This window comes from Pseudonocardia sp. T1-2H, assembly GCF_038039215.1.
Lineage (GTDB): Bacteria > Actinomycetota > Actinomycetes > Mycobacteriales > Pseudonocardiaceae > Pseudonocardia.
Window position 1 is genome coordinate 568,733 of sequence record NZ_JBBPCL010000001.1, and the last position, 18,773, is coordinate 587,505.

Here is an 18,773-nt window from a genome sequence, read left to right on the forward strand (position 1 = left end):
GCGTTGCCACCTCTTCCTCTCACGCGGGCACGGGGAGCGACGAACAGTCCCGGCCCCCGGAGTCACCCGTCCCGCAGCAGAGGGGGGTTCGGGCCCGCGGCGCGTTCGGGCATGCCGACGCGAGGACGGACGAGATCGGGTGAATGGTCGGTGTGCCCCCCGACCGGAGTACGCCGACCCCGAACACGAGGAGACTAGACCGGATGCGCCGGCCGCCCCTCGATGACACACCCGTCCGGGCAACCCGTCCGCGTCCGTACGGTCACGCCCCGTCGTCTCCCTGGCGGCGGGGGCCTGGCGACCCCGACGCCGGACCGTGCCCTGCTGACGTCTGCCGGACCGCGCGCCCTGCTGACGACTGCCGTGCCGCCCGCCCGCCCCGGCGTGGATGGCAGCATGGGCCCATGCGCTACGCCGAGCACATCGCCGACCTCGTCGGGAACACCCCGCTCGTCCGCCTGGGCCGGGTGGCCGACGGGCTCGAGCCGCTCGTCCTCGCCAAGGTCGAGTACATGAACCCGGGCGGCAGCGTGAAGGACCGCATCGCGCTGCGCATGATCGAGGCCGCGGAGGCGTCCGGCGAGCTCCGGCCGGGCGGCACGATCGTCGAGCCGACCTCCGGGAACACCGGTGTCGGGCTGGCGATGGTCGCCCAGCGCAAGGGCTACAAGTGCGTGTTCGTCTGCCCGGACAAGGTGGGCGAGGACAAGCGCAACGTGCTCAAGGCCTACGGCGCCGAGGTCGTCGTCTGCCCGACGGCCGTGGAGCCGGAGCACCCGGACTCCTACTACCGGACGTCGGACCGGCTCGTCTCCGAGATCGACGGTGCCTGGAAGCCGAACCAGTACGCGAACAAGGAGAACCCGGCGTCGCACTACGCGACGACGGGCCCGGAGATCTGGGAGCAGACCGACGGGAGGATCACGCACTTCGTGGCGGGGATCGGCACCGGCGGCACCATCAGCGGGATCGGGCGCTACCTCAAGGAGGTCTCGGACGGCCGCGTGCAGGTGATCGGTGCGGACCCCGAGGGTTCGGTCTACAGCGGCGGCAGCGGGCGGCCGTACCTGGTGGAGGGCGTCGGCGAGGACTTCTGGCCCACGACCTACGACAAGGACGTCTGCGACGAGATCGTGGCCGTCAGCGACGCGGACTCCTTCCACATGACCCGCACGCTCGCCCGCGAGGAGGCGCTGCTCGTCGGCGGCTCGTGCGGGATGGCCGTGGTCGCGGCGCTGCGGGTCGCGGCGACCGCACCGAAGGACTCCGTGATCGTCACCCTGCTGCCCGACGGCGGCCGCGGCTACCTCGGCAAGGTCTTCAACGACGCCTGGATGGCCAGCTACGGCTTCCTCCCGCCGACCGAGGGCGCCACCGTCGGGGACGTGCTGCGGCGCAAGGACGGCACCATGCCGGACCTGGTGCACGCGCACCCGAACGAGACGGTCGCGGACGCCGTGCACTACCTGCGCGAGTTCCACGTCTCGCAGATGCCGGTCGTCCGGGCGGAGCCGCCGGTGATGGCCGCGGAGGTCGTGGGGTCGGTCGTCGAGCGGGACATCCTCGACGCGCTGTTCACCAACCGCGCGCAGCTCCTGGACCGGCTGGACAAGCACATGTCCGCGCCGCTGCCGACGCTCGGCGCCGGCGAGCCGCTCGCCACCGCGATGAGCGCCTTCGCCACCGCGGACGCCGCCCTCGTGCTGGAGGACGGGAAGCCGGCGGGGGTCGTCACCCGCTCGGACGTGCTCGCGTTCCTCGGCTGACCCCTGGGCGCGAGCTCGCGAGCGCATCCATGTCACAGCGCCTCGCGTAGCGCCGAGCCCGCGCGGCGGGGGAGTGCGAGACGCGTGGAACTTCGCCAGAACGAGGTTCCACGCCCAACCCCGGCTGATCTGCACGAACTCTCCCGCGTAGCGTTGGGGGATGCAGGGTTTCTCCACGCGCGCCATCCACGCAGGTCAGGAGCCGGACCCGGCCACGGGGGCCGTCACCGTGCCGATCCACCCGAGCTCCACGTTCGCCCAGGACGGGGTCGGTGGGCTCCGCGGCGGGTACGAGTACTCGCGCAGCGCCAACCCCACCCGGACCGCGCTGCAGGAGTGTCTCGCGGCGCTGGAGGGCGGCCGGCACGCGTACGCGTTCGGCTCCGGCATGGGCGCCTCGGACGTGCTGTTGCGGGTCCTGCTCAAGCCGGGTGACCACCTCGTCATCCCGCACGACGCGTACGGGGGCACGTTCCGGCTCGTCGACAAGGTCCTCACCCAGTGGGGCGTCGAGTACAGCACCGCCGACCTCGGTGACCTCGACGCGCTCCGCTCGGTGATCCGGCCGACGACCAAGGCGATCTGGTGCGAGACGCCCACGAACCCGTTGCTGGGGATCGCGGACATCGCCGCGCTGGCACAGGCCGCGCACGCGCACCACGCGACGCTCGTCGTGGACAACACGTTCGCCTCGCCGTACCTGCAGTCCCCCTCGCGCTGGGGGCGGACGTCGTCCTGCACTCCACCACCAAGTACGTCGGTGGCCACTCGGACGTCGTCGGCGGCGCCCTGATCTGCGACGACAACGCGCTCGCCGAGCGGATCGGCACCCTGCAGAACTCCGTCGGCTCGGTCCCCGGGCCCTTCGACGCATGGCTGACGCTGCGCGGCGCGAAGACCCTCGCGGTGCGGATGGAGCGGCACAGCGACAACGCGGAACGCGTGGTCGAGATGCTGTCCGCGCACCCGGCCGTGGCCAAGGTGCTCTACCCGGGCCTGCCCGAGCACCCCGGACACGAGGTCGCCGCGAAGCAGATGCGGCGCTTCGGCGGCATGGTGTCGTTCCTGGTCGAGGGCGGCAAGGAGGCCGCGCTGAAGGTCTGCGCGTCCACGAAGCTGTTCACGCTCGCGGAGTCCCTCGGCGGCGTCGAGTCCCTGATCGAGCACCCGCACCAGATGACGCACGCGTCCGTCGCGGGCTCGGCGCTCGAGGTGCCGGACTCGCTGGTGCGGCTGTCCGTGGGGATCGAGGACGTCGAGGACCTGCTGGAGGACCTGCGTCAGGCGCTCGGGGTCTGACCTGCTGCTCCCCGGGCGCCGCCGCCCGGGGGTCAGCTGCGGGACGGGACCGGCACAACGGTCGTCGGCTGCGGGTCCGGCGGCGAGGGGACCGTGAGGTCCCCGGGCTCGACGCAGCCGCCGACCAGCAGGTAGGCGCCGTTCCGGTACTCGTAGCGGCCCGGTGAATCGCAGCCGGCCTGCTGCACGGTGGCGACCGCGATGCCCGCCATGACGGCCGCGACCAGCAACGGGGCGACAGCCCGCACCCGCGTCATCCGACCTCCCCGTGGCGGCGGGGACCTCTGTGCCGACCCGCCGGGTCCGAGGCTACCGGGGTCGGTGCGAGAGTGGTGCCATGGCCGACCCTCGCACCGACACCGCGTTCCCGGTGGGAATCGACGACATCCGGTCCGCGGCCGCCCTGCTCGACGGTGTCATCCGGAAGACCCCGGTGCACCACTCGCGCGCGCTGACCGACCTGACCGGCGGCCCGGTGTGGCTCAAGTGCGAGAACCTGCAGCGCACCGGTTCGTTCAAGATCCGCGGCGCCTACACGCGGCTGGCCCGGCTACCGGAGGACCAGTGCCGGTCCGGCGTCGTCGCCGCCAGCGCGGGCAACCACGCGCAGGGCGTCGCGCTCGCCGCCCGGCTGCTCGGCATCGGCGCGACGGTCTTCATGCCCGAAGGGGCCGCGATCCCGAAGGTCCACGCGACGCGCGGCTACGGGGCGGCCGTCGAGCTGGTGGGGGAGACGATCGAGCAGAGCCTCGCGGCGGCCCGGGAGTTCGCGGAGCGCACCGGCGCGGTGCTGATCCACCCGTTCGACCACCCCGACGTCATCGCCGGCCAGGGGACCGTCGGGCTGGAGATCCTGGAGCAGGTGCCGGACGTGCGGACCGTGCTGATCGCCACCGGCGGCGGCGGGCTGCTCGGCGGCGTGGCGGCCGCGGTCAAGGCCGAGCGGCCGGACGTGCGCGTGGTCGGGGTTCAGGCCGCGGGCGCGGCGGCGTGGCCGGCCTCGCTGGACAGGGGCGCGCCGACCCCGCTGGACTCGATGCGCACGATCGCCGACGGCATCGCGGTCGGCATGCCCGGGGAGATCACCTACCGGCAGGTCGCGGCGCTGGTCGACGAGTTCGTGACGGTCGGCGAGGACGCGCTGTCCCGGGCCCTGCTGCACTGCCTGGAACGGGCGAAACTGCTGGTGGAACCGGCGGGCGCCGCACCGATCGCGGCGCTGCTCGGCGAGCCGCGACGCTGGGAGACCCCGGCCGTGGCGGTGCTCTCCGGGGGCAACGTCGATCCGCTGGTGCTGTTGCACGTGATCCAGCACGGCATGGCCTCCGCGGCGCGCTACCTGTCGCTGCGGGTCCGGGTGGGGGACCGGCCTGGTGCGCTGGCCGAGCTGCTGCAGCAGGTGGCCAGGCTGGGTGCGAACGTGATCGACATCGAGCACTCGCGGATCAGCGGCACGGTCCCGATGGGGGACGTCGACGTCGCGCTCAGCCTCGAGACGCGCGGTCCCGAGCACTGCCGCGACCTCGTCGAGGCGCTGCGGGACGCCGGCCACCGCGTGACGGCGGTCGGCGGCCCGGACCGGTAGCGATCAGCTCCGGGTCAGCCGGTGTACGGCTGGATCTCGACCAGCGTGACCTTCATGCTGCCGCCGTCCGGGAGCGGGTAGGAGCGCTCCTCGCCGGCCTTCGCCCCGAGCAGCGCGGCCCCGAGCGGGGAGTTCGGCGAGATGACCTGCAGGTCGCCGTGGCTGCCCTCCTCGCGGGAGCCGAGCAGCACCTTCTCGGTGTCGTCGTCGTCGTACCGGATGGTGAGCACGGTGCCGGGGGCGGCCTCGTTCGCACTCGTCGGGGAGGTGCCGACCTGCGCGGTGCGCAGCAGCTCCTGGAGCTGTCGGATCCGGCCCTCCTGCTGGCCCTGCTCCTCGCGCGCGGCGTGGTAGCCGCCGTTCTCCTTGAGGTCGCCCTCCTCGCGCCGGGCGTTGATCTCCGCGGCGATGACCGGCCGATTCGCGATCAGCTCGTCCAGCTCCGTCTTGAGCCGGTCGAAGGCATCCTGGGTGAGCCAGGTCACCTGAGTCTCCGTCACGGTCATCACTCCTCCAGCACGTCCGGAACCGCACAGTGCGGATCCGGTTGCCCGCACAGTCCGGGCCGTCGTCGGGCGGCAAGCCCCCGAGTAAGGAAAAACACGACCCGCCTGCGGGCCGTGTGCGCCTCAGCCTAACACGGAGGGTGCCGCTCGTCGCGGTCCTTCGACGAACGGCGCGGGGTGCGCCAAAGTTCCCCCGTCGGGCATTGATGCAGGTGAAAGCGTTACGACCGAGGTGGGAGATGGGCGGGCCTCGGCCGTTCGCCCGGCGAGGCGCCGCCGGTCGCACGGCCGCCGGCACCGCTCACCGCGGGCCCCGGGAAGAGCCCGGGGCCCGGCGGCGTTGGGCCTTTCGACGAGGTGTGGCAGGCGGTCGGCGCGAGAGTGTCGGGCCGCTCTGCCACGATTCCTCCGACGTGCGGGCCGGACGCGGCCCGTACACCTGACGAGGACGGAAGGACCGCGGTCGCCCCCATGACCTCTCCCTATTCGAGGATCTCCCCAGACCCGAGCCGCGAGCCGCTTCGGCTGATGACGGTGCACGCCCACCCGGACGACGAGTCGAGCAAGGGCGCCGCCAGCAGCGCCCGCTACGTCGCCGAGGGGGCCGAGGTCATGGTCGTCACCTGCACCGGTGGCGAGCGCGGCAGCATCCTGAACCCCGCCATGGACCGGCCGGACGTACTGCAGAACCTGCCTGCGGTCCGCCAGGCGGAGATGGCGCGGGCCGCGGAGATCCTGGGCGTGCAGCACCGCTGGCTGGGCTTCGTGGACTCGGGGCTGCCCGAGGGCGACCCGAAGCCGCCGCTGCCGGAGGGCTGCTTCGCGCTCGTCCCGCTGGAGGAGTCCACCGAGGCGCTGGTCCGGGTGGTCCGCGAGTTCCGGCCGCACGTGATCGTCACCTACGACGAGAACGGCGGCTACCCGCACCCGGACCACATCCGCACCCACGAGGTGTCGGTGGCGGCGTTCGACGCGGCGCCGGACCCGGACCGCTTCCCCGACGCCGGCGAGCCCTGGCAGCCGCTGAAGCTCTACTACTCCCATGGCTTCTCGAAGGCCCGGCTGGTCGCGTTCAGCGAGGCGTTGAAGGCCCGTGGCCTGGAGTCGCCCTACCAGGAGTGGCTGGACAACTGGAAGGACGACCGGCCGGACCCCGGTCTCCGGGTCACCACGAAGGTGGAGTGCGGGGAGTACTTCGAGGTGCGGGACGAGGCGCTCAAGGCGCACGCCACCCAGATCGATCCCACGAGCCGCTGGTTCTTCACCCCGCTGGACGTGCAGCGCGAGGTGTGGCCCACCGAGGACTACGAGCTCGTCCGCTCGCTGGTGGACAGCCCCATCCCGGAGGACGACCTGTTCGCGGGTCTGCGTACGCCGGCGGAGCTCAAGGCCGGATGACCGGCGCGGGAACATCCGCGTAGTTTGGAGGCGCCCGTCCCGTACGGGGGCGAGCGGTTCGCGCGAGGGGTGACGGGCAGTGGCGGAGATGCTGGTCCAGCTGGGGGCGGTCGATCCCGCTGCGGCGGTGGCCGCGGTACCCGCGCAGGATCCCCCTCCGCCGCCGCAGGGCGAGGAGTTCGGCAAGGCGTCGCCGGTCGCGCTCGTCGTCGTCATCCTGCTGGCGATCGCGACGGCAGTCCTGATCCGGTCGATGAGCAAGCGGATCAAGAAGCTGCCGGAGTCCTTCGAGCGGACCACGGGGGAGAAGCAGCCCGGATCGGACGAGGAACGCTCCTCGTCCTGAGGCGCGGGCGGCCGCGGCCTCTGCGAGGCTGGGTCGCATGTCCAACCGGCTCGCCCTGGCCACCAGCCCGTACCTGCTCCAGCACGCCGACAACCCCATCGACTGGTGGGAATGGTCGGACGAGGCGTTCGCCGAGGCGCAGCGCCGGGACGTGCCGATCATGCTGTCCGTCGGCTACGCGGCCTGCCACTGGTGTCACGTCATGGCGCACGAGTCGTTCGAGGACCCGGAGACGGCGGCCCAGGTCAACGCGAACTTCGTCGCGATCAAGGTGGACCGCGAGGAACGCCCGGACATCGACGCCGTCTACATGGCCGCCACCCAGGCGATGACCGGCCAGGGCGGCTGGCCGATGACCTGCTTCCTCACCCCGATCGGCGAGCCGTTCCACTGCGGCACCTACTACCCGCCCACCTCGCGGCACGGCATGCCCGGATTCCGGCAGCTGCTCGACGCCGTCACCCGTGCCTGGACCGAGGACGGCGAGCGGGTACGTGGCGCGGCCGCGGACATCGCGTCCCGCCTGGCGAGCTCGGCGGCGGCGGAGCTGCCCAGCGCGGTCGTCGGGGAGGCGGTGCTGGACGACGCGGTCGCGACGCTCGCCGGCGACGTCGACGCGACGTTCGGTGGTTTCGGCGGCGCGCCCAAGTTCCCGCCGTCGATGGTGCTCGAGTTCCTGCTCCGCCACCACGAGCGCACCGGGTCCGCCCCGGCGCTCGGGCTCGTCGAGCTCACCTGCGAGCGGATGGCCCGCGGGGGCATCTACGACCAGCTCGGCGGCGGTTTCGCCCGCTACAGCGTCGACGCGCAGTGGGTCGTGCCGCACTTCGAGAAGATGCTCTACGACAACGCCCTGCTGCTGCGGGTGTACGCCCATCTCGCCCGGCGCACCCGGTCGCCGCTGGCCGGGCGGGTCGCCGAGGAGACCGCGGAGTTCCTGCTCCGGGACCTGCGCACCGCCGAGGGCGGCTTCGCCTCCGCGCTCGACGCGGACACGAACGGCGTGGAGGGCCTCACCTACGCGTGGACGCCCGGCCAGCTCGCCGAGGTCCTGACCCCGGAGGACGCGGCCTGGGCGGCCGAGCTGTTCGAGGTCACCGCGCAGGGCACGTTCGAGCACGGCTCCTCGACCCTGCAGCTGCCGGTGGACCCGGACGACCCCGAGCGCTGGGAGCGCCTCCGCACGGTGCTGTTCGCGGCGCGCTCGTCCCGGCCGCAGCCCGGCCGGGACGACAAGGTGATCACCGCCTGGAACGGCATGGCGATCCAGGCGCTGGCGGAGGCTGGTGCCGCGTTCGGCCGGCTGGACTGGGTCGCCGCCGCGGGAACCGCGGCGGACCTGCTGCTGGACCTGCACGTCGTCGAGGGGCGGGTGCGGCGCTCGTCGCGGGACGGCACGGTCGGCACCGCGGCCGGGGTGCTGGAGGACCACGCCTACCTGGCGGACGCGCTGCTCGCCCTGCACCAGGCCACCGGCGACCCGCAGCGGCTCGCCGAGGCCACGCGGATCCTGGACCTCGCACTCGCCCGGTTCGCGGACCCCGACCGGCCCGGTACGTTCTTCGACACGGCGGACGACGCCGAGGCCCTGCTGCACCGCCCCCGCGAGTTCACCGACAACGCCACGCCGTCGGGAGCGTCCGCGCTGTGCAACGCACTCCTCACGGCGTCCGTGCTGGCCGAGCCGGAGGCAGGTGCGCGCTACCGGGAGGCGGCGGAGGCGGGGCTGGCGACCGTCGGTGGGATCGCGGGCAAGCACCCGCGGTTCGCGGGGCACTGGCTGACCGCGGCCGAGGCGATGGTGTCCGGGCCGCTGCAGGTCGCGCTCGTCGGGCCGGTGGGGGATCCGGAGCGGGAGGCGCTGCTCGCCCAGGCCCGGCTGCTCGCGCCCGGCGGGGCCGTCGTCGTGCCGGGGGAACCGGACGCGGCGGGAGTCCCGCTGCTCGCCGGTCGTCCCCTGCTCGGCAGCCGCCCGGCCGCCTACGTCTGCCGGGGCTTCGTCTGCGACCTTCCCGCAACCACTCCCGGCGACCTCGCCGCCCAGCTCACCTCCTAGGGGTCCGCCCTGCAGGAACGCGTGGCACGACCGCATTGTTGCGGCGTAATCTCGTAATCACGAGCAACGAGGAGGCGTCATGTCGGGGCGGATGCACAGGGGATGGCCCGGAGCGGGCGGACGTGGCGGCGGTCGGGGTCAGGGCCGGGGTGGCTGGCAGCAGTCCGACCTGCCCAGTGCGGACGACGCGGCGGCGTGGCTGCAGGGCAGACTGCCGGACGGCTGGTTCGTCGCGGCGCCGGACGTGACGGTGGACCGGGAGGAGATCCTGATCGTCGGGGAGCTCCGCCCGTCGAGGGCGAGTTCGCCGATTCCGACGCGGGCCGGGCCGAGCGGGCCGCCGCGGCCGCGGGCCGGATCTCCCGCTTCCGGGAGCAGACCCGCGAGGAGCGGATGGACATCGCCAACCAGGCGGAGCACCGCTACCGGCGCAAGGTCGCCTGGGGCGCGCGGATCGGGGACACGGAGGAGCTGTTCACCACCGCGTCGGTGCCGGTGATGACGCGCCTGCGGCAGCCGGAGCGGATCGTGCTGGACACGCTCGTGGACTCCGGGGTCGCGCGGTCCCGGTCGGACGCGCTGGCCTGGGCGGTGCGGCTGGTCGGCGAGCACGCCGACGAGTGGCTCGCGGACCTGCGCGAGGCGATGGCGAAGGTCGACGAGCTACGGGCGAAGGGCCCGACCGGCGAGTGAGGGCCGCGGGGCGCCCGCGCCTTCTCCCCGGGCGAGGCTCAGGCGAAGAGGACGAACCAGATCGCGAGCTGGTGGCAGATCGCGGCCAGCGCGGTGGCGGCGTGGAAGAACTCGTGGAAGCCGAACGTGCGCGGCCACGGGTCCGGCCAGCGCGTCGCGTAGAACACCGCCCCGACCGTGTAGAGCGCCCCACCGACCAGCAGCAGGACCAGGGCGGCCACCCCGCCGTTGTGCAGCAGGTCCGGCAGGACGAACACCGCGATCCAGCCCAGTGCGATGTAGATCGGCACGCCGACCCACGGCGGGGCGTGCGGCCAGGCGACCTTCAGGGCCACCCCGGCCAGCGCGCCGCCCCAGGCCACGGCGAGGACCCACCGCGCGGTGGCCGCGGGCATCGCGAGCATGGCGAACGGGGTGTACGTGCCGGCGATGAACACGAAGATCATCGAGTGGTCGAGGCGGCGCATGACGAGCTTGCTGCGCGGGGACGTCCAGGTGCGCCGGTGGTAGAGCGCGCTCGTGCCGAACAGTCCCAGGATCGACACGCTGTAGATGCTGATCGCCAGCACCGCCCAGCCCCCGACCAGCGCGGCGGACAGCGTGATCAGCACGGCGCAGGCGGCCACGGAGGCGACGAGCGACCAGAAGTGGATCCAGCCACGCATGCGAGGTTTGAGCGGCGCGCCCGGCGGCTGCGCCGGAACGGTCCCGGCGGTCACGTCGGCGAGAGTACGGCACCGGAGGTGACGGCGGCGGCGCCCCGGGATGAACGCCGGGTGATCACTGCCTCCCCGGGGGCGGGCCGGAGGTGCGGGCGTAGGCTCCTTCGCCGTGGGCGTGCGTGACCTGCTGTACGCGGCGTACGAGCGCCGGCTCGGCCGTCGGCTGACCGGTGCCGAGCGGCCTCGGCACGTGGCGCTGATCCTCGACGGGAACCGCCGCTGGGCGCGTGACGCCGGGCTCGTCGACGTCAACGACGGTCACCGCGCCGGTGCCGCGAAGATCTCGGACATGCTCGAGTGGTGCGGCGAGGCCGGGGTGGAGGTCGCGACCCTGTTCCTGCTCTCCACGGACAACCTGGACCGTCCCGCCGAGGAGCTCGAGCCGCTGCTCGAGATCATCACGACGGTCGTCGACGAGCTGAGCGGCCCGACGCGGCCGTGGCAGCTCCGCGTCGTCGGGGCCCTGGAGCTGCTCCCGCGGGCGATGGCCGAGCGGCTGTCCGCGGCGGTCGAGCGGACGGTCGGCCGCACGGGGCTGCAGGTCAACGTGGCGGTCGGTTACGGCGGCCGGCAGGAGATCGCGGACGCGGTGCGCAAGCTGCTGATGCAGCACGCCGAGTCAGGGACGTCGATCGAGGAGCTCGCGGAGGTCCTGGACGTGGACCACATCGCCGCCCACCTCTACACGTCCGGCCAGCCGGACCCCGACCTGGTGATCCGTACGTCGGGGGAGCAGCGGCTGTCCGGCTTCCTGCTCTGGCAGTCCGCGCACTCGGAGTTCTGGTTCACCGAGGCCTACTGGCCCGAGTTCCGCAAGGTGGACTTCCTGCGGGCGTTGCGGGACTACGCGGCCCGCCACCGCCGCTTCGGCGGCTGAGTACGGGCCCCGGGGAAACGCGCCCGTCGGCCGCTCCTCGACGCGAAGACGGCGCCGACCCCGCAGGGGCCGACGCCGTCTCCTCAGACCGTGGTGCTCAGCAGCGAGCTAGTCTCACTGGCTGAGCGTGTCGCCCGCACCGGTGTTCTGGGCGCAGTTGTCCGAGTTGTCGGTGGCGGTGCTGCCCTTGTTCTCGGCGTTGCCCAGCAGGCCCAGCGCACCGCTGAGGCCGGCGGTGAGGTCCTCGACCGGCACCTGGACGCCCAGGACGTTGACCGGGACGTTGTTGTTGCAGACCTGGACCGGCACGTTGGCGTTGTTGCCGGAGACGTTGACGAGGCCCTTGCCGTCCTTCGAGGCGAAGTCGGAGTGCGCGATGTTCGTGTCCCCGTGCCCGTGGCCCTCGCTCGCGAACGCGAGCGGGGACACGGCGACGAGCGACGCAGCGGCGGCGGCGAAGACGATTCCAGCCTTCTTCAGCACAGTGATCTCCTGTAAGTCATGTGGGACCGGCGAGCCGGTGCACCTTTCGGGTCAGCGCTGTTAGCGGGGAGCCCGCGCTGACTGGTAATGAATTTATCGGATCGAAGCGCTCAGTGAAAATCGTCGACCACTATCGTGTGATCAGAATTTCAGAACAAAGGTTACGCACTCGATCGGTTATTTTCGCTGCGTTACCGAAATAGATCCGTGAACGCTCGTGCGCGGCCCGCAGGAACGAAAAAGGCGCCGGACGCGAGGTCCGGCGCCTTCTTCGTGTCAGCTGAGCGGGTCAGCTGCGAGGTGTCACTGGTCGACGGAGTCGCCCGCGGAGGACTTCTGCGCGCAGTTGTCCGAGTTGTCGGTGGCGGTGCTGCCCTTGTTCTCGGCGTTGCCCAGCAGGCCCAGCGCACCGGTGACGCCGGCGGTGGCGTCCTCGACCGGCACCTGGACGCCCAGGACGTTGACCGGAACGTTGTTGTTGCAGACCTGGACCGGCACGTTGGCGTTGTTGCCGGACACGTTGACGAGGCCCTTGCCGTCCTTCGAGGCGAAGTCCGAGCCCGAGATGCTGCTCTCGTGGTGGCCCTTGTCGTGGCCCTTCTCACCGGCGAAGGCGAGCGGGCTCACCGCGAGCAGGGACGCGGCAGCGGCGGCCACGACAATTCCAGCCTTCTTCAGCACAGTTCTCTCCTGTAAGTCATGTGGAACCGGCTGGGCCGGCACCTTTCGAGTCAGCGTCCGACCGGGGAGCCCGCGCTGACTGAGGAGAAAGTTAGACCGCTATTCCCACTTACGCCAAATCGCGTACCACCATCGTGTGAATCGCTTACGAGAGGCAAGGATACGTCACCCATCGAGTGCATTTGATCCATCAGAGTGAGCGATCAACTTGGCAGATCCTCAACGGAGCGTGGTCATGAATCACCCGTCCGGGACCGTATCCGTTCGGCCCTTCGGGCGTGGGTTTCGGGCGGTATCGTCCGATGATGAGGCGCGCGTTCCCGATCCTGCGTGACGTCGCCCTCCTGGCGCTGCGGCTCGATCGCGCGGTACCCGGCACGGTCGAGGCGTTCACCGGGGACCCGGCACTCCGCCGGCACGTCCTGGTCGAACCTGCACCCTCGGCGTCCGAGCTGGTCGGAACCGCGCGCAGGCTCCGGGGCGAGCTTCCGGAGGCGCATCTCGCCCCCGCCCGGGAGGAGTTCGTCGCCGCGGAACTCGGGGCGCTGGAGCACGCCGCCCGCGCGCTGGCCGGGGAGTCCGTCTCGTTCCGGGAGGCCGTCGAGCAGACGTTCGACGTGCCGGTCGTCGCCGGCGACCCGGACGTCTACCGGGACGCCCACCGCGACCTCGACGGCCTGCTGCCCGGCCCGGGTTCGCTGGCCGGCAGGGTCGCCGCCCATCGCCGCGGTGACGAGCTGCCGCCGGAGCGGCTCGGCCCGGCCGTCGCGGCGCTGGTGGCGGCGTTGCGGGAGCGGACCGCCGCGCGGATCGGGCTGCCGGCGGGCGAGACCGCCGACGTCGAGCTGGTCAGTGGGCACCCCTGGACCGGGTTCACCCGCTACCTCGGCCACGCCCGTTCCCGGGTCCGCTTCGCCGCCGACGCACGGGTGCGGGCCGGCCAGCTCGCCCTGCTCGTCGCCCACGAGACCTATCCGGGACACCACACGGAGCACTGCCGGCGCGACGCGGTCGCGACCGCCCGGCCGGAGCGCGCGGTGAGCCTTGCGCGCAGCCCGCGCGCGCTCGTCGTCGAGGGGGCGGCGGATGCGGGTCTCGCGGCGGTGGTCGGCGAGGAGTGGGGCGGCTGGGCCGCGTCCGTGCTGGCCGGGGTCGGGGTGCACACGGACGGTGAGCTCGCCCGGCGCGTCGACGAGGCGATGGTGCCGCTGCACCGGGTCCGGCTGGACGCCGCCACGATGATCCACGAGCGCGGCGCGGGCCCGGACGAGGTCATCGCGCACCTGTGCCGGTGGATGCTGGTCGACGAGTCCCGGGCCCGCCGGATGCTCACCTTCCTGACCCACCCCCACTGGCGTACGTACACCGCCACCTACGTCGAGGGCTTCCCGCTCGTCCGCGCCTGGCTCCGTTGCGGCCCCGGGGATCCCGCCGCGCGCCTGGCCCGGTTGCTCGACGAGCCGCTCGTCCCCTCGAGGCTGCGCAGGGATCTCCGGACGTCCGGACCCGCCGCCGCCGGGCGGATAGCGGCCGACCGGGTCGTCGTCGGCCCCGCGACGACGACAGGCGGTGTCGATCACACGATGAACGGTAGGCCGTTCTGTTAATTCTCGGCTTCACCCCGTCGGGCGCGCCGAAGTAACAGTTGACCGCACCCGGGTAACCGCTAGTAGCGTTCGCCGTGGCGGTGCGTGCCGATCGCATCGCCCGGGGAGGCCCTGGACGTGGTGTTGCAAAGCACCCGAGAGGGCCGGCATCCGGCCCTTGCGGGCGTGCCGGCAGCGTTGCGAAACGCGGTCGACACACCCGCGCCAGGGCCGCCGGCCCACCGGAGAAGTGGGCGTGGTGCCGCGCTCACGAGGGAGCACCCGTGACCGATCGTCGTCCGGCCCCGGTTCAGGAGAGCAACGCATCCGTTTCCCGGGGTGCCTGCTGCTACGTGCTCGACACCTCGGTGCTGTTGTCCGACCCGTGGTCGCTGACCCGGTTCGACGAGCATCAGGTCGTCCTTCCGCTCGTGGTCATCTCTGGCTCGAGGGCAAGCGGCACCACCCGGAACTCGGGTGGTTCGCCCGCGCGGCGCTGCGTCAGCTCGACGAGCTGCGCATCAAGCACGGCAGGCTCGACGCGCCCGTCCCGATCGGGGACGCCGGCGGAACGCTCCACGTCGAGCTGAACCACAGCGACCCGATGGTGCTGCCGGCCGGTTTCCGGACCGACAGCAACGACAGCCGGATCCTCGCCTGCGCGCTCAACCTGCGCGCGGACTACGGGCCCACCCGCGAGGTCGTGCTGGTCACCAAGGACATGCCGCTGCGGGTGAAGGCCGCGGCGGTCGGGCTCCCCGCCGACGAGTACCACGGCCAGGACGTCGTCCCGTCGGGCTGGACCGGGATGGTCGACCTGGAGGTGCGGGCCGACGACGTCGACACGCTCTTCCGGGACGGCGTCCTGGACCACGAGGAAGCCCGCGAGCTCCCCTGCAACACCGGGATCAGGCTGCTCGGCGGCACGTCCGCCGCACTCGGCCGGGTCACGGCGGACAAGCAGGTCAAGCTGGTCCGTGGGGACCGGGAGGCGTTCGGCCTGCACGGCCGCTCCGCGGAGCAGCGGGTCGCCCTGGACCTGCTCCTGGATCCGGACGTCGGCATCGTCTCCCTCGGCGGACGGGCCGGTACCGGGAAGTCGGCGCTCGCGCTGCTCGCCGGCCTCGAGGCCGTCATGGAGCGCCAGCAGCACCGCAAGATCGTCGTGTTCCGGCCGCTCTACGCCGTCGGCGGGCAGGAGCTCGGCTACCTGCCGGGCAGCGAGAGCGAGAAGATGGGCCCCTGGGCCCAGGCTGTCTTCGACACCCTCGGCGCCCTGGTCAGCCAGAACGTCCTGGACGAGATCATCTCCCGCGGGATGCTCGAGGTGCTGCCGCTGACCCACATCCGCGGGCGCTCCCTGCACGACACGTTCGTGATCGTCGACGAGGCGCAGTCCCTGGAGCGCAACGTCCTGCTCACGGTGCTCTCGCGGCTCGGCACCGCGAGCCGCGTGGTCCTGACCCACGACGTCGCGCAGCGGGACAACCTGCGGGTGGGCAGGCACGACGGCATCGCCGCGGTGATCGAGAAGCTGAAGGGCCACCCGCTCTTCGCCCACGTCACCCTGACCCGGTCCGAGCGCAGCCCGATCGCGGCCCTGGTGACGGAGATGCTCGAGGGCCCGAACGCGTAGCGGTCCCCTGTTTGCACGAGCGGCACTTTCATGCGGTAGGTCCGCACGAGAGTGCCGCTCGTGCGGGGTGGGCCCTACAGGCCGTGCGGGGTGCCCTCCGTGAACCCCGCCATGGTCTGGACCCCCACCACCGCGCGCTCGTGGAGCTCCTCGAGGCTGCAGGCGCCGGCGTAGGTGGCGGCGGAGCGGACCCCGGCGCAGATGCCGTCGAGCACGTCCTCGACGCCCGGGCGGGCCGGGTCCAGCAGCTGCCGCGAGCTGGAGATGCCCTCCTCGAACAGGCCCTTGCGGGCACGGTCGAAGTCCCCGTCGCCCCGGGTCCGGGCGCTGACGGCACGCTTCGATGCCATCCCGAAGGACTCCTTGTAGGCGCGGCCGTTCTCGTCGCGCAGCAGGTCGCCCGGGGACTCGTAGGTTCCGGCCAGCCAGGATCCGATCATCACCGACGACGCGCCCGCGGCCAGCGCCAGCGCGACGTCCCGTGGGTGCCGAACCCCGCCGTCGGCCCAGATGTGCACCCCGTGCTCGCGCCCGGCCGCAGCGCACTCGAGCACCGCGGAGAACTGCGGGCGGCCGACGCCGGTCATCATCCGCGTCGTGCACATGGCGCCGGGTCCGACGCCGACCTTGATCACGTCCGCGCCCGCCTCGGCCAGATCGTGCACGCCCTCGGCCGTGACGACGTTGCCCGCGGCGATCGGGACGGTCGAACCGGCGTCGCGCACCGCCGCGCGAACGGCGCGCAGGGCGTCGAGCATCTTGTCCTGGTGCCCGTGTGCGGTGTCGACGACGAGCACGTCGACCCCCGCGGCGAGCAGTGCCTTCGCCTTCGTCGGCACGTCGCCGTTGATCCCGATCGCGGCCGCGGTCCGCAGCCGGCCGTGGGCGTCGAGGGTGGGCGCGTAGATCCCGGCCCGGATCGCACCGAGGGCGGTGAGCAGCCCGGCGAGCCGGCCGTCGCGGTCGAGGCCGAGCGCGACCCCGCGACCGCCGAGCGCCTCGAAGACGTCCCGCGGCGCGGTGTCCAGGGGCAGCATGACCGGCGCGCCGTCGAGGACCTCGGAGAGCCGGGTGAAGCGGTCGACCCCCGAGCAGGCGGCCTCGTCGACCGTGCCGACCGGGCGCCCGCCGTCGTCGACCACCACGACGGTGCCGTGCGCGCGCTTCGGCAGCAGGTTCAGCGCGTCCGCGACGGCGTCCCCGGTGCGCAGCACGAGCGGGGTGTCCCAGACGACGTGCCGGGACTTGATCCACGCGACGATCTCCGCGACGGCCTGCGGCGCCACGTCCTGGGGGAGGACGGTCAGCGCGCCGCGGCGGGCGAGGGTCTCGGCCATCCGGCGTCCGGCGACGGCGGTCATGTTGGCCGCGACGACCGGCACCGTCGCCCCCGTGCCGTCCGCGGTGGTGAGGTCCACGTCGAAGCGGGAGGCGACGGTCGACCGCCCCGGGACGAGGAAGACGTCGTCGTAGGTCAGGTCGGTCGCGGGCCGTTGGCCGTCGAGGAAGCGCACGAGTAGTGAAGGGTACGCGCCGATCACCGCGCAGCCCACCCGTTCCCGGCGCGACGACGATCTCACGGTTGGGTTCGAGAGATCACTCGGCGAGCAGGGCGCGCACCGCGTCGATCGTGTCCGCCTCGCCCGGGGTCTTGTCCGGGCGGTAGCGCAGGACGCGGGCGAACCGGAGCGCGACGCCGCCGGGGTAGCGGACGCTGCGCTGCGCGCCGTCCAAGGCGATCTCGACGACGAGCTCGGGGCGCAGCAGCACCGCACCCGGGGACTCCCCGCTGGCGTACTCGGGGAACGTCCTGGTCTGCCAGGCGAGCAGCTCGTCCGTCATGCCCTTGAACGTCTTGCCCACCATGATCGGCTCGCCGCCGTCCGGGTCCCGGGCGCCGAGATGGATGTTGGAGAGCGAGCCCGTGCGCCGGCCGTAGCCCCACTCCGCACCGAGGACCACCAGGTCCAGGGTGTGCACGGGCTTGACCTTCTGCCACGCCTTGCCGCGGCGCCCGGCCGCGTACGGGCCGTCCAGCGCCTTGACGACGACGCCCTCGTGCCCGGCGCCCAGCGCGTCGTCCAGCACGGTGGCGGCCTGCTCAGGGGTGGGCGTGCGGACGCCCGGCATGCGGAGCGGCGCCTGCTCGGGCGCGGCGAGCAGCCCGGCGAGGGCGTCCAGGCGCACCTGCAACGGCTCGTCGAGGAGGTCCTTGCCGTCGAGGTGTAGGAGATCGAAGAAGAAGGGGCTCAGCAGGGCCTGCTCCTCCGTGGCGTCGCTGCCGAACCTGCTCATCGTGTCCTGGAAGGGGCGCGGGCGGCCGTCGTCGTCGAGGGCGAGGGTCTCGCCGTCGAGCACCGCGGAGCGGCACGGCAGGCTCCGCACCTGCTCGACGAGCTCGGGCACGCCGTCCGTGATCTCCCGCAGGGTGCGCGTCCAGACCCGCACCTCGTCGCCGTCCCGGTGGACCTGGATGCGCGCGCCGTCCAGCTTGAACTCGACGGTGACGTCGGTGCCCAGCGACTCCAGCGCCGCGTCGAGCGACGACCCGGGGCTCGCGAGCATGGGCCGCACCGGTCGCCCGACCTCCAGCCGCGCGGCGTCGAGAGCCTCGGCCCCACCGCTCAGCGCGACGACCGCGGTGCCCGGCAACCGGCCGGACAGCATGAACGCCCGCCGCACGCTCGCGGCCGGGACGTCGGCCGCCGCGGCGATCGCCTCGAGCATCACGCCCTCCAGCGCGCCCTGCCGGAGCTCCCCGGTGAGCAGCCGGACGAGGAACTTCTGCTCCGCCTCGGTGGCGGCGCCGAACAGCTCGCCCAGCAGCTCCCTGCGCCGCCGCGTGGAGCCCGCACCGGACGTCCCGGCCAGCTCGGTGAGGGTCTCGTCCACCCCGGCGACGGTCAGCGACGGTTCGTCCGCCGGGTCCGTGACCAGGCCCGACAGGGTGCGCCAGCCGGCGCCGATCCGACCCTGCCGGGGTTCGCCCGCGAGCCACGCGGTGGTGGGCTCGACCTCGTCCGGCTCGGCGAGCCGTAGCAGGGCGGCCAGCGCCGTCGTCTTCTCCTTGCGGGAGCGGGTGGCGCCGACCGCGGCGGAGGTGTCCACGACCCTGGTGAGCAGCACAGGAACCATCCTG

Annotated in this window: 14 protein-coding genes and 3 pseudogenes; 10 read left to right on the forward strand and 7 right to left on the reverse strand. The window is 72.8% G+C overall.

What is annotated here, in order from left to right:
- Positions 1-404 precede the first annotated feature (404 nt).
- Both WBK50_RS02855 and WBK50_RS02860 read left to right on the forward strand, forming a co-directional pair.
- Positions 405-1,766 (forward strand): cystathionine beta-synthase, encoded by a 1,362-nt coding sequence (locus WBK50_RS02855; protein ID WP_341334096.1) that lies wholly within the window; start codon positions 405-407, stop codon positions 1,764-1,766.
- Positions 1,767-1,926: 160 nt separating this feature from the next.
- A pseudogene (locus tag WBK50_RS02860) lies at positions 1,927-3,065 on the forward strand (cystathionine gamma-synthase).
- Positions 3,066-3,097: 32 nt separating this feature from the next.
- Here WBK50_RS02860 and WBK50_RS02865 read toward each other — a convergent pair.
- On the reverse strand, positions 3,098-3,322 hold the full coding sequence (locus WBK50_RS02865) for a hypothetical protein (RefSeq protein ID WP_341334097.1): 225 nt from the start codon (positions 3,320-3,322) through the stop codon (positions 3,098-3,100).
- A gap of 80 nt (positions 3,323-3,402) precedes the next feature.
- On the opposite strand from WBK50_RS02865, the gene ilvA reads away from it, so the two are divergent.
- A complete protein-coding gene (gene ilvA / locus WBK50_RS02870; protein WP_341334098.1) occupies positions 3,403-4,650 on the forward strand; it encodes a threonine ammonia-lyase in 1,248 nt (415 codons plus the stop codon).
- A gap of 14 nt (positions 4,651-4,664) precedes the next feature.
- Here ilvA and greA read toward each other — a convergent pair whose 3' ends face one another.
- Positions 4,665-5,150 (reverse strand): transcription elongation factor GreA, encoded by a 486-nt coding sequence (gene greA, locus WBK50_RS02875; protein ID WP_341334099.1) that lies wholly within the window; start codon positions 5,148-5,150, stop codon positions 4,665-4,667.
- 477 nt (positions 5,151-5,627) lie between these two features.
- Here greA and mca point away from each other — a divergent pair, with 477 nt between their 5' ends.
- The 4 genes and pseudogenes from mca to WBK50_RS02895 all read left to right on the forward strand — a co-directional run bounded on the left by mca (position 5,628) and on the right by WBK50_RS02895 (position 9,649).
- On the forward strand, positions 5,628-6,554 hold the full coding sequence (gene mca, locus WBK50_RS02880; RefSeq protein WP_341334100.1) for a mycothiol conjugate amidase Mca: 927 nt from the start codon (positions 5,628-5,630) through the stop codon (positions 6,552-6,554).
- A gap of 79 nt (positions 6,555-6,633) precedes the next feature.
- The gene (locus WBK50_RS02885) at positions 6,634-6,900 is read left to right on the forward strand and encodes a hypothetical protein (RefSeq protein ID WP_445942215.1); all 267 of its coding nucleotides are present in this window, start codon (positions 6,634-6,636) and stop codon (positions 6,898-6,900) included.
- Positions 6,901-6,937: 37 nt separating this feature from the next.
- Entirely contained in the window at positions 6,938-8,956 is a 2,019-nt protein-coding gene (locus tag WBK50_RS02890) for a thioredoxin domain-containing protein (RefSeq protein WP_341334101.1), read from the forward strand.
- A gap of 79 nt (positions 8,957-9,035) precedes the next feature.
- Positions 9,036-9,649: pseudogene (locus tag WBK50_RS02895) on the forward strand (hypothetical protein).
- Between the two features lie 38 nt (positions 9,650-9,687).
- On the opposite strand, the gene trhA reads toward WBK50_RS02895, so the two are convergent.
- A complete protein-coding gene (trhA, locus tag WBK50_RS02900; protein WP_341339272.1) occupies positions 9,688-10,314 on the reverse strand; it encodes a PAQR family membrane homeostasis protein TrhA in 627 nt (208 codons plus the stop codon).
- Positions 10,315-10,486: 172 nt separating this feature from the next.
- Here trhA and WBK50_RS02905 point away from each other — a divergent pair, with 172 nt between their 5' ends.
- Positions 10,487-11,248 carry an isoprenyl transferase gene (locus tag WBK50_RS02905; protein ID WP_297494270.1) on the forward strand — a complete coding sequence of 254 codons (762 nt, stop codon included), beginning with the start codon at positions 10,487-10,489 and terminating at the stop codon, positions 11,246-11,248.
- A 114-nt stretch (positions 11,249-11,362) separates the two neighbouring features.
- Here the strand turns inward: WBK50_RS02905 and WBK50_RS02910 are convergent, their stop codons facing one another.
- Together WBK50_RS02910 and WBK50_RS02915 are read right to left on the reverse strand one after the other, a co-directional pair.
- Positions 11,363-11,731 (reverse strand): hypothetical protein, encoded by a 369-nt coding sequence (locus WBK50_RS02910; RefSeq protein WP_341334102.1) that lies wholly within the window; start codon positions 11,729-11,731, stop codon positions 11,363-11,365.
- Between the two features lie 303 nt (positions 11,732-12,034).
- Complete coding sequence (locus WBK50_RS02915; RefSeq protein WP_341334103.1) at positions 12,035-12,412, reverse strand: hypothetical protein; 378 nt, start codon at positions 12,410-12,412, stop codon at positions 12,035-12,037.
- Positions 12,413-12,717: 305 nt separating this feature from the next.
- Between WBK50_RS02915 and WBK50_RS02920 the strand changes: the two genes are divergently transcribed.
- Both WBK50_RS02920 and WBK50_RS02925 read left to right on the forward strand, forming a co-directional pair.
- The gene (locus WBK50_RS02920) at positions 12,718-14,019 is read left to right on the forward strand and encodes a DUF885 domain-containing protein (protein ID WP_341334104.1); all 1,302 of its coding nucleotides are present in this window, start codon (positions 12,718-12,720) and stop codon (positions 14,017-14,019) included.
- Positions 14,020-14,351: 332 nt separating this feature from the next.
- Positions 14,352-15,634 (forward strand): annotated as a pseudogene (locus WBK50_RS02925) (PhoH family protein).
- 74 nt (positions 15,635-15,708) lie between these two features.
- On the opposite strand, the gene WBK50_RS02930 reads toward WBK50_RS02925, so the two are convergent.
- A complete protein-coding gene (locus WBK50_RS02930; RefSeq protein WP_341334105.1) occupies positions 15,709-17,148 on the reverse strand; it encodes a GuaB1 family IMP dehydrogenase-related protein in 1,440 nt (479 codons plus the stop codon).
- Between the two features lie 82 nt (positions 17,149-17,230).
- Entirely contained in the window at positions 17,231-18,769 is a 1,539-nt protein-coding gene (locus tag WBK50_RS02935; protein WP_341334106.1) for an ATP-dependent DNA ligase, read from the reverse strand.
- Positions 18,770-18,773: the final 4 nt, after the last annotated feature.

Coding starts and splice junctions, on each gene's coding strand:
- mca (WP_341334100.1), top strand. CDS start 5,628: ATGACCTCTCCCTATTCGAGGATCTCCCCAGACCCGAGCCGCGAGCCG.
- ilvA (WP_341334098.1), top strand. CDS start 3,403: ATGGCCGACCCTCGCACCGACACCGCGTTCCCGGTGGGAATCGACGAC.
- WBK50_RS02890 (WP_341334101.1), top strand. CDS start 6,938: ATGTCCAACCGGCTCGCCCTGGCCACCAGCCCGTACCTGCTCCAGCAC.
- WBK50_RS02935 (WP_341334106.1), bottom strand. CDS start 18,769: ATGGTTCCTGTGCTGCTCACCAGGGTCGTGGACACCTCCGCCGCGGTC.
- WBK50_RS02865 (WP_341334097.1), bottom strand. CDS start 3,322: ATGACGCGGGTGCGGGCTGTCGCCCCGTTGCTGGTCGCGGCCGTCATG.
- WBK50_RS02855 (WP_341334096.1), top strand. CDS start 405: ATGCGCTACGCCGAGCACATCGCCGACCTCGTCGGGAACACCCCGCTC.
- trhA (WP_341339272.1), bottom strand. CDS start 10,314: ATGCGTGGCTGGATCCACTTCTGGTCGCTCGTCGCCTCCGTGGCCGCC.
- WBK50_RS02920 (WP_341334104.1), top strand. CDS start 12,718: ATGAGGCGCGCGTTCCCGATCCTGCGTGACGTCGCCCTCCTGGCGCTG.